The 12,060-nt window shown below is 64.5% G+C and carries 9 protein-coding genes; 5 read left to right on the forward strand and 4 right to left on the reverse strand.

Annotated features, from left to right (window positions below; translation table 11 throughout):
* The first annotated feature begins 60 nt into the window (after positions 1–60).
* Together ligA and def are read left to right on the forward strand one after the other, a co-directional pair.
* Positions 61–2,139, forward strand: a complete 2,079-nt coding sequence (gene ligA, locus NCT32_RS05980) for an NAD-dependent DNA ligase LigA (protein WP_061117573.1) — start codon at positions 61–63, stop codon at positions 2,137–2,139.
* Positions 2,136–2,669: a peptide deformylase gene (def, locus tag NCT32_RS05985; protein ID WP_035503534.1), complete on the forward strand. Its 534-nt coding sequence runs from the start codon at positions 2,136–2,138 to the stop codon at positions 2,667–2,669. Before ligA ends, def begins: the two co-directional genes overlap by 4 nt.
* A 61-nt stretch (positions 2,670–2,730) precedes the next feature.
* Here def and NCT32_RS05990 read toward each other — a convergent pair whose 3' ends face one another.
* From NCT32_RS05990 to map, 4 genes are all read right to left on the reverse strand, one after another.
* Positions 2,731–2,967 (reverse strand): hypothetical protein, encoded by a 237-nt coding sequence (locus NCT32_RS05990; protein WP_143756312.1) that lies wholly within the window; start codon positions 2,965–2,967, stop codon positions 2,731–2,733.
* Positions 2,968–3,236: 269 nt separating this feature from the next.
* Positions 3,237–5,387: a pseudouridine synthase gene (locus tag NCT32_RS05995; RefSeq protein WP_250490002.1), complete on the reverse strand. Its 2,151-nt coding sequence runs from the start codon at positions 5,385–5,387 to the stop codon at positions 3,237–3,239.
* Positions 5,388–5,393: 6 nt separating this feature from the next.
* Positions 5,394–7,979 carry a [protein-PII] uridylyltransferase gene (locus tag NCT32_RS06000; RefSeq protein WP_061117571.1) on the reverse strand — a complete coding sequence of 862 codons (2,586 nt, stop codon included), beginning with the start codon at positions 7,977–7,979 and terminating at the stop codon, positions 5,394–5,396.
* Between the two features lie 71 nt (positions 7,980–8,050).
* Positions 8,051–8,860: a type I methionyl aminopeptidase gene (gene map, locus NCT32_RS06005; RefSeq protein ID WP_061117570.1), complete on the reverse strand. Its 810-nt coding sequence runs from the start codon at positions 8,858–8,860 to the stop codon at positions 8,051–8,053.
* A gap of 381 nt (positions 8,861–9,241) precedes the next feature.
* On the opposite strand from map, the gene rpsB reads away from it, so the two are divergent.
* The 3 genes from rpsB (at position 9,242) to pyrH (ending at position 11,988) form a co-directional block, all read left to right on the forward strand.
* A complete protein-coding gene (gene rpsB / locus NCT32_RS06010) occupies positions 9,242–9,994 on the forward strand; it encodes a 30S ribosomal protein S2 (protein ID WP_061117569.1) in 753 nt (250 codons plus the stop codon).
* Positions 9,995–10,139: 145 nt separating this feature from the next.
* The gene (gene tsf / locus NCT32_RS06015; RefSeq protein ID WP_061117568.1) at positions 10,140–11,021 is read left to right on the forward strand and encodes a translation elongation factor Ts; all 882 of its coding nucleotides are present in this window, start codon (positions 10,140–10,142) and stop codon (positions 11,019–11,021) included.
* A 253-nt stretch (positions 11,022–11,274) separates the two neighbouring features.
* Entirely contained in the window at positions 11,275–11,988 is a 714-nt protein-coding gene (gene pyrH / locus NCT32_RS06020) for a UMP kinase (protein WP_008350086.1), read from the forward strand.
* The last annotated feature ends 72 nt before the right edge of the window (positions 11,989–12,060 follow it).

The following is a 12,060-nucleotide window of genomic DNA, read 5'->3' on the forward strand; positions in this document are numbered from 1 at the left end:
CCGATCTTCTGAGACAATCGAACGGTCGGTTGACTGAGTTATCCACTTTTCCGAAGCCGCATGTCCCGAAAAACAAAAGCCGAGTCCGCCGTTTCCGCCAGGTCGGAAGCCGCCGTGCCGAGCGCCGATCGTCCGGCCGAGCGCGCGGCGTGGCTGCGCTCGGAACTTGAGCGCGCGAATTACGCGTATTACGTGCTGGATCACCCGGATCTGCCCGACGCAGAGTACGACACGCTCTTCAAGGAGCTTCAGGGCATCGAGTCCGATCACCCGGATCTCATCACGCCGGATTCGCCCACACAGCGCGTGGGCGGTGAAGTGGCCGAGGGCTTCATGCCGGTCGTCCACGACGTGCCTATGCTTTCGCTCAACAACGGTTTTGCGGACGAGGACATCGTCGCGTTCGACAAGCGCGTGTCCGACGCGCTGGGTCACACGCCGATCGATTACGCGTGCGAGCTGAAGTTCGACGGCCTCGCCATTTCGCTGCGTTACGACGACGGCCATTTCGTGCAGGCAGCCACGCGCGGCGACGGTGCGACTGGCGAGGACGTCACCGCGAACGTGCGCACTATCCGCTCGATTCCGCTTACGCTGAAAGGCAAGAACGTGCCCAAGCGGCTCGACGTGCGCGGCGAAGTGCTGATGTTCAAGCGCGACTTCGAGCGCCTGAATGCGCGTCAGCGCGACGCGGGGCAGCGTGAATTCGCGAATCCGCGCAACGCGGCGGCGGGCGGCTTGCGCCAGCTCGACCCAAAGATGACCGCGCAACGTTCGCTGTCGTTCTTCGCTTACGGCATCGGCGTGCTGGAAGGCGCCGAGATGCCTGCCACACACGCGGCGCTGCTCGACTGGTACAAGGAAATGGGCTTGCCCGTGAACGCGGAGCGCGCGGTGGTCGAGGGCGCGGACGGCTTGCTCGGTTTTTTCCGCAAGATCGGCGAGAAGCGCGACAAGCTGCCGTATGACATCGACGGTGTCGTCTACAAGGTCGATCGCCGTGACGAGCAGGACCAGCTCGGCTTCGTGTCGCGTGCGCCTCGCTTCGCGCTTGCGCACAAGTTTCCGGCGCAGGAAGCGCTGACGCAATTGCTCGCCATCGACGTGCAGGTCGGCCGCACGGGAGCCATCACGCCGGTCGCGCGTCTTGCGCCGGTGTTCGTCGGCGGCGCGACGGTCACCAACGCGACGCTGCACAATGAGGACGAAGTCCGGCGCAAGGACATCCGCATCGGCGATACGGTCACGGTGCGCCGGGCGGGCGACGTGATTCCCGAGGTCGTCGGCGCGATTCTCGACCGCCGTCCCGCCGATGCGCGCGAATTCGTCATGCCGACGGAATGCCCCGTCTGCGGCTCGAAAATCGAGCGTCTGCCGGATGAGGCAATCGCGCGCTGCACGGGCGGGCTCTTCTGCCCGGCACAGCGCAAGCAGGCACTCTGGCACTTCGCACAGCGCCGCGCGCTCGATATCGACGGGCTGGGCGAGAAGATCATCGACCAACTGGTCGACCAGAACCTCGTGCGCACGCCCGCCGACCTTTTCAATCTCGGCTTCTCGACACTCGCCGCGCTCGACCGCTTCGCGGACAAATCCGCGCAGAATCTGATCGATTCGCTGGCGAAAGCGAGCAAGACGACGCTCGCGCGCTTCATCTACGCGCTCGGCATCCGGCACGTGGGCGAATCGACGGCGAAAGATCTGGCCAAGCATTTCGGCTCGCTGGATCCGATCATGGCGGCATCCGTGGAAGAACTGCTCGAAGTCAACGATGTCGGCCCGATCGTTGCGGAAGCGATTCACAACTTCTTCAGCGAAGAACACAACCAGCACGTGATCGAGCAATTGCGCATGAACGTGTCGTGGCCGGAAGGACCGCCTGCGCCCAAGGCGCCGCAAGGCGTGCTGGCCGGCAAGACCGTCGTGCTGACGGGTACGCTGCCCACGCTCGCGCGCGAAGAAGCGAAAGAAATGCTCGAGGCGGCCGGGGCGAAAGTGGCCGGCTCTGTGTCAAAGAAGACCGACTACGTCGTGGCGGGTGCGGAAGCGGGCAGCAAGCTCGCGAAAGCTGAGGAACTCGGTGTTCCTGTTCTCGACGAAGACGGCATGCGTAAGCTTTTGGAAGGAGTCACTCCATGATTCGCGAAATCCTGAAGATGGGCGATCCGCGGCTTTTGCGTATCGCGCAGCCGGTCGAGCATTTCGACACGCCCGAACTGCACGCGCTCGTGCAGGACATGTTCGACACAATGCGCGACGCCAACGGCGCGGGCCTCGCCGCACCGCAGATCGGCGTCGATCTGCAGGTGGTGATCTTCGGCTTCGGGCAGAACGAGCGTTATCCGGACGCGCCGTCGGTGCCCGAAACCGTGCTCATCAATCCGATCATCACGCCGAACGGGCACGACATGGAGGAGGGCTGGGAAGGGTGCTTGTCCGTGCCGGGCCTGCGCGGTGCGGTGCAGCGCTTTTCGATGATCCGCTACCAGGGCTTCGACCAGTACGGCAATGCCATCGAGCGGCTCGCCGAGGGTTTTCACGCGCGCGTCGTGCAGCACGAGTGCGACCATCTGATCGGCAAGCTCTATCCGATGCGCATCACTGATTTCTCGAAGTTCGGCTTCACGGAGGTGCTCTTTCCCGGGCTTGACCCGGCGCGCGACGACTGACGCTACGCAGTTCGAACCGCGAGGAAATCACCGGAAGGCCGCTTCGGCAGAAGCGGCTTTTTTACGCCAACGTTTTCGAGCTGCCGCTGATTTCCGGCTGACGGAACAGGGCGACGTGCTCCGGATTCGCGGATGCCTGGAGGCGCCCATCGGGAAGGCGGGCGATGACCATTTCGCCGACGCCGGGGCTCATCACGACGACTTCGTCGCGCAGGGCGAGCAGGGCTTCGAGCCGTCGCCGGCCGCTCACGATCTCCAGACCGGTTCCGGTCTCACGAACGATGATCTCAACTGACATGGCCATTTCTCCATCCATCAATGCCGTTCAATGCTGCTGATTCTGCTTCCGTCTGCCTGAGCGACGAGGCCGCGCGTGGCGCGCATCCGCCTGACAGGTGTATCGGATCGACGATTCATTTTCTTTAGTCAAAAAGCGGCTGAAAATGAAAAGGCACGACCGGGGCTGCATCGTGCCGATTTTTTCGCTGGAACGTCGTATTTTTGCGACGCAACACGCGCTCGCCCGCACGTTACGGACGTGCGGGCGGACTGTGTGCGGCTTCTTGCTCAGAAAGTTTCGTTCGGGCCGAGGTAGCGCCACTGGCCGGGCGGCAGCGCGCCGAGCGTGACGTGGCCCATGCGGATGCGCTTCAGACCGACGACATCCAGCCCGACCAGTTCGCACATCCGGCGAATCTGCCGCTTCTTGCCTTCGCGCAGCACGAAGCGAAGCTGTTCGCCGTTCTGCCAGCTCACTTGCGCCGTCTTGAGCGGCACGCCGTCGAGTTCGAGACCGTGACGCAGGAGCGCGAGCTTCTCTGCGGGCAAGTGCTGCTCGACATCGACCGTGTGCTCGCCGAAGCGCACGCGCACGAGGTACTCCTTATCGACTTCCGAGTGGCCGCCGATCAGTTGCTTCGCGATGCGGCCGTCCTGTGTCAGCACGAGAAGTCCGGTGGAATCGATGTCGAGACGGCCCGCTGGCGCGAGCGTGCGCAGATGCCCCGGCGCGAAACGGATGCCCGAGCGATCCTCTTCCCAGTGATTGGCCGGGTTGATGAGCGTGACCGCGGGCTCGTAGCCGTCTTCCGCCTGACCCGACACGTAGCCGACCGGCTTGTGCAGCAGGATCGTGACGAGTTGCGACTGCGCCGAACGCGCCGCGGGCAGGATTTCGACGTTCTGCGTCGGACGGATGCGCGTGCCGAGCGTGTCGATGACTTCTCCGTCGACAAGCACCCAGCCTTTCTCGATCCATTCGTCGGCCTCGCGGCGCGAGCAGAGGCCGAGTTCCGACATCACTTTCGACAGACGCACGAGGCCGTCGTTGTGATCGCGGTGCTTCGGCGCGGATTCGGCGCCGGGTGCCGAAGCGCCGGTCGCGGGCTTCATTGCCGGCGTGCGCGTTTCGCCTCGATCGTCGCGTTTCGCGAATGGCCGATCGTCGTCACGACGTGGCGGACGCGCGCCCGGCGCCCGATCCTCGCGCGATCTGAATGGGCGATCGTCAGTCGATCTCCGCGGACCGCGCTCGCCAAACGCGGGACGCGAATCGTCGCCGCGCGGCTTGAAAGGGCGACGTTCGTCGCTGCCCGCTGGGCGTTCGCCGCGTGCCGGCGGCCGGCCCTCGAACGACTTGCGCGGACCGCGCTCGCCAAACGCGGGACGTGAATCGTCGCCGCGCGGCTTGAAAGGGCGACGTTCGTCGCTGCCCGCTGGCCGTTCGCCGCGTACAGGCGGCCGGCCCTCGAACGACTTGCGTGGACCGCGCTCGCCAAACGCGGGACGTGAATCGTCGCCGCGCGGCTTGAACGGACGACGTTCGTCGCTGCCAGCTGGCCGTTCGCCGCGTACAGGCGGCCGACCTTCGAACGACTTGCGCGGGCCTCGCTCGCCAAACGCCGGACGCGAATCGTCGCCACGCGGCTTGAACGGGCGACGTTCGTCGCTGCCCGTGGGACGCTCGCCACGCGCCGGCGGCCGGCCTTCGAACGACTTGCGCGGGCCTCGCTCGCCAAACGCAGGACGCGAATCGTCGCCGCCGCGCGGCTTGAACGGGCGACGCTCGTCGCTGCCCGCTGGCCGTTCGCCACGCGCCGGCGGCCGACCTTCGAACGACTTGCGCGGACCGCGCTCGCCGAACGCAGGACGTGAATCGTCGCCGCGCGGCTTGAACGGGCGACGTTCGTCGCTGCCCGCTGGCCGTTCGCCACGCGCCGGCGGCCGACCTTCGAACGACTTGCGCGGACCGCGCTCGCCGAACGCAGGACGTGAATCGTCGCCGCGCGGCTTGAACGGGCGACGTTCGTCGCTGCCCGCTGGCCGTTCGCCACGCGCCGGCGGCCGACCTTCGAACGACTTGCGCGGACCGCGCTCGCCGAACGCAGGACGTGAATCGTCGCCGCGCGGCTTGAACGGACGACGTTCGTCGCTGCCCGCTGGACGCTCGCCACGCGCCGGCGGCCGACCTTCGAACGACTTGCGCGGGCCTCGCTCGCCAGACGCAGGGCGCGAATCGTCGCCACGCGGCTTGAACGCACGCGCTTCGCGGGGCGCATCGCCCCGCTTGTCGGTCGTCGGCTGGGACGCGCGCCTCGGATGCGCCTCTTCCGGCGCCGGCGCGCGAGCAGGCTTGCGCCCGGTGGTCGTGCCGGTTCGAACCGGTGAGCGCGTCGCCGAGGTGGGACGCGGATGTTTGGCTGTCAGTTTGACGCGCATAAAGTCTCAGGCTGCGATCGCGCGCAGCAGTTCGGTTTCCACCTGGATCTGGGTACGGTTGTTCGACAGGCTTTTGCCGTCGATCAGGAACACGTCCTCGACGCGTTCGCCGAGCGTGTTGATCCGTGCCGCCTGCACGCCGATCCGGTGTTGCGCCAGAACGCGCGCGATGGAATAAAGAAGGCCCTGCCGGTCGTTGGCCGACACGGACAGGATGTAGTACTGGCCGCGGTCGTCGGGACGCAGGTCCACGCGCGGCGTGATCGGAAACGTGCGCACGAGCCGCGACACGCGGCCCTTCGACGGTTCCGGCAGAATGCGCTCGTCCGCGAGCAGCGCCGCCAGTTGCTGCTCGACCAGATTGGCGATGTCGCGATAACTCCCATCGTGATCCGGATGGGCGACGAGGAAGTTATCGAGTGCGTAGCCGTGGCGCGTCGTCGTGACGCGGGCATCGAGCACGGAGAGACCGTTCTTGTCGAAATACGCGCAGATGCCGGCGAAGAGATCGGGCCGATCCTTCACGTAGACCAGCACCTGCAAGGCCGCGCCGATGGGTGAGGGCCGCGCGCGCACGATCGGCTCGTCGCTTTCCACGTGCCGGTAGAGCACACGCGTCTGCCACGCGATGTCGGCCGGATCGTGGCGCAGGAAATAGCCGACGTCGAGCTGATCCCACAGGCGCTTTTGCGCGTGCTCCGGCACGGTTTCCAGGCGCAGCAGCGCCAGCGCCGCTTCCTGCCGCGACTTGAGCTCCGAATGCGTATCCGGCTGCGCGCCGCCGAGCACTGCCTGCGTCGCACGGAAAAGGTCTTCGAGAAGCTTGCCTTTCCAGTTGTTCCAGACCTTCGGGCTCGTGCCGCGGATATCGGCGACGGTCAACAGGTAAAGCGCGGTGAGCCGCCTCTCTGTTTTCACCACCGACGCGAATTGCTTGATGACTTCCGGGTCGCTCGTGTCCTGCTTCTGCGCGACCTGGCTCATCGTCAGATGCTGTTGCACGAGCCAGACGACGAGCTCGGTATCTTCGGCCCCGATGTCGTGCTCGCGGCAGAAGCGCCGGGCGTCCGCCATGCCGAGCGTCGAGTGATCGCCGCCGCGGCCCTTCGCGATATCGTGAAAGAGCGCCGCGACATAAAGTACCCACGGACGCTCGAAGTTGCCCATCAACTGACTGCAGAACGGGTACTCGTGCGCATGCTCGGCGATCGCAAAGCGGCGCAGGTTACGCAGCACCATCAGAATGTGCTGATCGACGGTATAGACGTGATAGAGATCGTGCTGCATCTGCCCGACGATACGCCGGAAGTTCAGCAGATAGCGCCCGAGCACGCTCGTCTGGTTCATCAGGCGAAATGCGTGCGTGATGCCTTCGGGCTGCTTGAGGATCTCCATGAAAAGCCGGCGATTTTCGGGATCGCGCCGCCAGTCGCGGTCCATCAGATCACGCGCGTTGTAGATCGCGCGCAGCGTGCGCGCGGAGAATCCCTTGATGCCGCGCGTCTGTTCGTACAGCAGAAACGCTTCGAGAATCGCGTGCGGCTCGCGCTCGAACACGTCGTCGCGGGCGATTTCCAGCATGCCTTGCTTCTCGACGAAGCGTCCGGAAATGACGCGCGTGATGCCGCTCGTCGACGGGAAAAGCTGTGCCTCGACGTTCTGGATCAGAATGGTCGCGAGCTGCGTGACCGCCTTCGCCGCCCAGTAATAGCGACGCATCAGTTGCTCGCTCGCGCGCTTGGCGGTGGTCGCCTCGAAGCCGAAGCTTTCCGCGAGGGGCGTCTGCAGATCGAACACGAGAATGTCCTGGCGACGCTTCGCGATCACGTGCAGACGCGCGCGCAGCGCCTTCAGAAAACCTTCGTTGCGGCGCAGCTCGCGTGCTTCGCGCTCGGTGATGAGCCCGCGCGCGTCGAGTTCGCGCCAGCTGCTGCCGAAGCCCGCCGCGCGAGCGATCCATAAAATCAGTTGCAGATCGCGCAGGCCACCGGGACTTTCCTTGATGTTCGGCTCGAGGCTGTAGGGCGTGTCCTGAAACTTCGCGTGACGCTGGCGCATTTCCAGCACTTTCGCCTGGAAGAACGCGCGCGGATCCAGTGTCTCGCGATAGCGCGCGGAGAAGCGCTGGAAAAGCGGCATGTCGCCGCAAATGCGCCGCGCTTCGAGCAGCGAGGTCTGCACGGTGATGTCATTGCTGGCCTCGGCGATGCATTGCTCGACCGAGCGCACGCTGCTGCCGATATCGAGTCCCAGATCCCACGCCATGCCGATGAAACGCTCGACGCAGCCGTTCAGCTCCGCATCGCTGGTTTGCGGCGACGACTCGGGAAGAAGCACGAGAATGTCTACGTCGGAATAGGGCGCGAGCTCGCCGCGTCCATATCCGCCGACCGCGACGAGCGTAGCGCCGCCGGGCATTGCGCAGGCAGCCCACGCGCCTTTGAGCGCGTCGTCGGTGGCGCGGGCGAGCGCGTGCATCAGCGGCTCGACGTTCGACGCCGCACCGAAGCGTTCGATGAGCGCCGCCTTCGCTGCCTTGTAGGCGGCGCGCAGCGTTTCACAGGGCGTGGCGACGGCGGCGGTTACGCTCATGAAAGGAAATTGGCGAGGACGACGGAAGGATGCGCCCGAGTGCATGCACGGCGAGCGCCAGGAGACGCGATTCAGGCGGTTGCGGCAATCAGTTGCGACGGCGACTGCGTGCCCGCCGAGACGGTCAGCACGTCGTACCCTGTCGGCGTGACGAGCACCGTGTGCTCCCACTGCGCCGAGAGGCTGCGGTCGCGCGTCTTGACGGTCCACTGGTCGGGCATCGTGCGGATTTCGCGGCGGCCCGCGTTGATCATGGGCTCGACGGTGAAAATCATGCCGGCCTGCAGTTCGATGCCCGTGCCCGGACGGCCGTAGTGCAGCACCTGCGGCTCCTCGTGGAACACCTGCCCGATGCCGTGGCCGCAGTATTCACGCACGACGCTGTAGCCCTGCGCCTCGGCGTGTTTCTGGATCGCCGCGCCGATGTCGCCGAGATGCGCGCCGGGGCGCACCTGGTCGATGCCTAGCCACATGCAGTCGAACGTGGTCTGGACGAGGCGTTTTGCCAGAATCGAGCCCTCGCCGACGATGAACATCCGACTCGTATCACCGAAATAGCCGTTCTTGATGACGGTAATGTCGATATTCAGCGCATCACCGTTTTTCAGCACCTTTTCGCCAGGGATGCCGTGGCAGATCACGTCGTTCACCGAGATGCAGGTGGCTTTCGGGTACGGCGGATAACCGGGCGGCTGGTAATTGAGCGGTGCGGGAACGGTGCCCTGTTCCTTCACCATGTATTCGTGACAGAGGCGATCGAGTTCCTCGGTCGTCACGCCGGGAACGATATGCGGCGTGATGAAATCGAGCACTTCGCTGGCGAGCCGGCAGGCGACGCGCATCTGCGCGATATCGTGTTCGTTTTTCAGCGTAATGGACATGACTTGGGCCGAAATGCGTGGGTGCGGAGTGAGCCGCGAAAGCGGCATTATCGCACCTTAAGAATTGCGCTGCACCCGGATAGTTCGGGGCGGAAGGTGCGCCGGCAAGGCCGCTGGCCGCGAAGGCGCGCAGTTTCCGATCCGCGCATGGCTTGAGCCGACCAATCCTCACATGCTATACTCGAAGGCTAAGTCGTGATCCAGATTGCCATCATGGTTCCTATGGAACAAGACGGCAGTGATTGACGGATCGCGGCTTGGAAAATCGTTTCAAGTCGATACGCAAGCCGGCGCACCCAGGGTGTCCGGCGTCCGGAAAGCGAAAAAACCGGGCGCAGGATGCGGCAGCCGGCTTAAGACCTAACCCTCGCGGAGAATTTCATGGCAGTCACGATGCGTCAAATGCTGGAAGCCGGTGTCCACTTCGGTCACCAAACGCGCTTCTGGAACCCCAAGATGGCCCCGTACATCTTCGGTCATCGCAACAAGATTCACATCATCAACCTCGAAAAGACCCTGCCGCTCTACAACGACGCGCTGAAGTACGTGCGCCAGTTGGCAGCGAACCGCGGCACGATTCTTTTCGTCGGCACGAAGCGCCAGTCGCGTGACACCATCGCGCAGGAAGCAGCGCGCGCCGGTATGCCGTTCGTGAACGCACGCTGGCTCGGCGGCATGCTGACCAACTTCAAGACGCTGAAGGTCTCGATCAAGCGCCTGAAGGACATGGAAGCGGCTGTCGAGTCGGGTGAAACCGAGCGCATGAGCAAGAAGGAAGCGCTTCTGTTCGAACGCGAGATCGCCAAGCTGCAAAAGTCGATCGGCGGCGTGAAGGACATGGGCGGCATTCCGGACGCGATCTTCGTGATCGACGTCGGCTACCACAAGATTGCCGTGACCGAAGCGAAGAAGCTCGGCATTCCGGTCATCGCCGTGGTCGACACGAACCACTCGCCGGAAGGCATCGACTACGTGATCCCGGGCAACGACGACGCGTCCAAGGCTGTGTCGCTGTACGCTCAGGGCGTTGCTGACGCGATCCTCGAAGGCCGCGCAAACGCGGTGAACGACGTTGTCCAGGCCGTCCGTAACGGCGAAGGCGACGAGTTCGTCGAGGTCAACGCAGAGGCGTAATCGAGCCTGCGGCCGACAAAAAAGGGGGCTTTGCGAAAGGCCCCTTTTTTTTAGTCGGCGCGATGATTCGCGATAGTTGAAACCAATTTCTGCCGCGGGTGCTCGAAGCCGGCGGCACGTATCAAACAGACTCAAGGAGCGAATGATGGCGGCAATTACCGCAAGCATGGTGGCAGAACTGCGCGCGAAAACCGATGCGCCGATGATGGAATGCAAGAAGGCGCTGACGGAAGCCGACGGCGACATGGCGCGGGCGGAGGAGCTGCTGCGCGTGAAGCTCGGCAACAAGGCGAGCAAGGCGGCATCGCGCGTGACGGCAGAAGGCATCGTGACGGCACACGTCGAAGGCGGCGTGGGCGCGCTCGTCGAGCTGAACTGCGAAACCGACTTCGTCGCGAAAAACGACGACTTCATGGCATTCGGCAAGACGATTGCCGAGCTCGTGGCCAAGCAGAATCCGGCTGACGTTGCCGCCCTGTCGGCGCTGCCGCTGGAAAGCTCGACGGTCGACGCCGTGCGTCTCGCGCTTGTCGGCAAGATCGGCGAAAACCTGTCGATCCGCCGTTTCGTGCGCTTCGAAACCGCGAACAAGATCGCGTCGTATCTGCATGGCACCCGCATCGGTGTGCTGGTCGAGTTCACCGGCGCGGACGAGCAGGTCGGCAAGGATGTCGCGATGCACGTCGCCGCGATGAAGCCGGTCTCGCTGTCGTCGGACGAAGTGCCGGCCGATCTCATCGCCAAGGAGCGCAGCATCGCCGAGCAGAAGGCTGCCGAGTCGGGCAAGCCGGCCGAGATCGTCGCGAAGATGGTTGACGGCTCGATCCAGAAGTATCTGAAGGAAGTGTCGCTGCTGAATCAGCCGTTCGTGAAGAACGACAAGCAGACGATCGAGCAGATGCTCAAGGCCGGCAACGCATCGGTGCAGAAGTTCGCGCTGTTCGTGGTGGGCGAGGGCATCGAAAAGCGTCAGGACGACTTCGCGGCCGAAGTCGCGGCGCAGGTTGCGGCGGCCAAGCAGTCCTAAGACTCGCTAAGGTTCGCTTAAGGCGCGCGTGCTGTCATAGCGCGGCGGCGCGCCGAGTTCGCAGTACCTGCGGCGGAATGTTCCGCCGCACGCATTCAGCGATCCGGATCGCACAAGCAGCGGGCGCGGTAGGCTAGGGGTAACCCCTGATCTACCGCGCCCGCCGCCCGATCCGGCCCGCTTGCGGTAAGTAATGTTTCACCCCTACAGTTCTACGTTGTTGCAACCCTCCTCGGCGCGATCGGAAACTCATATGCCCACAGCCTACAAACGCGTACTCCTCAAACTCTCCGGCGAAGCCCTCATGGGCGACGATGCTTTCGGCATCAATCGCGCAACGATCGAAAGGATGGTGGCGGATGTCGCGGAGGTGGTGCGGATCGGGACGCAGCTCGCCGTCGTCATCGGTGGCGGCAATATTTTCCGCGGTGTGGCGGGCGGCGCGGCCGGCATGGATCGCGCAACGGCCGACTACATGGGCATGCTCGCCACCATGATGAACGCGCTCGCGCTGCAGGATGCCATGCGTCACGCGGGCATCGAGGCGCGCGTGCAGTCGGCGCTGCGCATGGACCAGGTGGTTGAGCCGTACATCCGTCCGCGCGCCATTCGCCAGCTCGAAGAGGGCAAGGTCGTGATCTTCGCGGCCGGCACGGGCAACCCGTTCTTCACGACGGACACGGCGGCCGCGCTGCGCGGCTCGGAAATCGGCGCCGAAGTGGTGTTGAAGGCGACGAAGGTCGATGGCGTATACTCCGCCGACCCGAAGAAGGATCCGCACGCGACGCGCTACAGCACGATCAGCTTCGACGAGGCAATCGGCAAGAATCTTCAGGTGATGGACGCGACTGCGTTCGCCCTGTGCCGCGACCAGAAACTGCCGATTCGCGTGTTCTCGATCACGAAGCCGGGCGCCTTGAAGCGCATCGTGCAGGGCGACGACGAAGGAACCCTCGTCCACGTGTAAACTCTCGCGATATCAGGCGCCGCGCGGCTGGCGGAACGCCTCGCGCGGGATGCGCCGCTATCGCCGGTAAAA

The organism is Caballeronia sp. INML2 (assembly GCF_023631365.1).
Taxonomy (GTDB): Bacteria; Pseudomonadota; Gammaproteobacteria; order Burkholderiales; family Burkholderiaceae; genus Caballeronia; species Caballeronia turbans.

Bases quoted from the DNA above. Each gene is read 5' to 3' on its own strand.
- tsf (WP_061117568.1), top strand. From the start codon at position 10,140: ATGGCGGCAATTACCGCAAGCATGGTGGCAGAACTGCGCGCGAAAACC.
- pyrH (WP_008350086.1), top strand. From the start codon at position 11,275: ATGCCCACAGCCTACAAACGCGTACTCCTCAAACTCTCCGGCGAAGCC.
- ligA (WP_061117573.1), top strand. From the start codon at position 61: ATGTCCCGAAAAACAAAAGCCGAGTCCGCCGTTTCCGCCAGGTCGGAA.
- NCT32_RS05990 (WP_143756312.1), bottom strand. From the start codon at position 2,967: ATGTCAGTTGAGATCATCGTTCGTGAGACCGGAACCGGTCTGGAGATC.
- NCT32_RS05995 (WP_250490002.1), bottom strand. From the start codon at position 5,387: ATGCGCGTCAAACTGACAGCCAAACATCCGCGTCCCACCTCGGCGACG.
- map (WP_061117570.1), bottom strand. From the start codon at position 8,860: ATGTCCATTACGCTGAAAAACGAACACGATATCGCGCAGATGCGCGTC.
- rpsB (WP_061117569.1), top strand. From the start codon at position 9,242: ATGGCAGTCACGATGCGTCAAATGCTGGAAGCCGGTGTCCACTTCGGT.
- NCT32_RS06000 (WP_061117571.1), bottom strand. From the start codon at position 7,979: ATGAGCGTAACCGCCGCCGTCGCCACGCCCTGTGAAACGCTGCGCGCC.
- def (WP_035503534.1), top strand. From the start codon at position 2,136: ATGATTCGCGAAATCCTGAAGATGGGCGATCCGCGGCTTTTGCGTATC.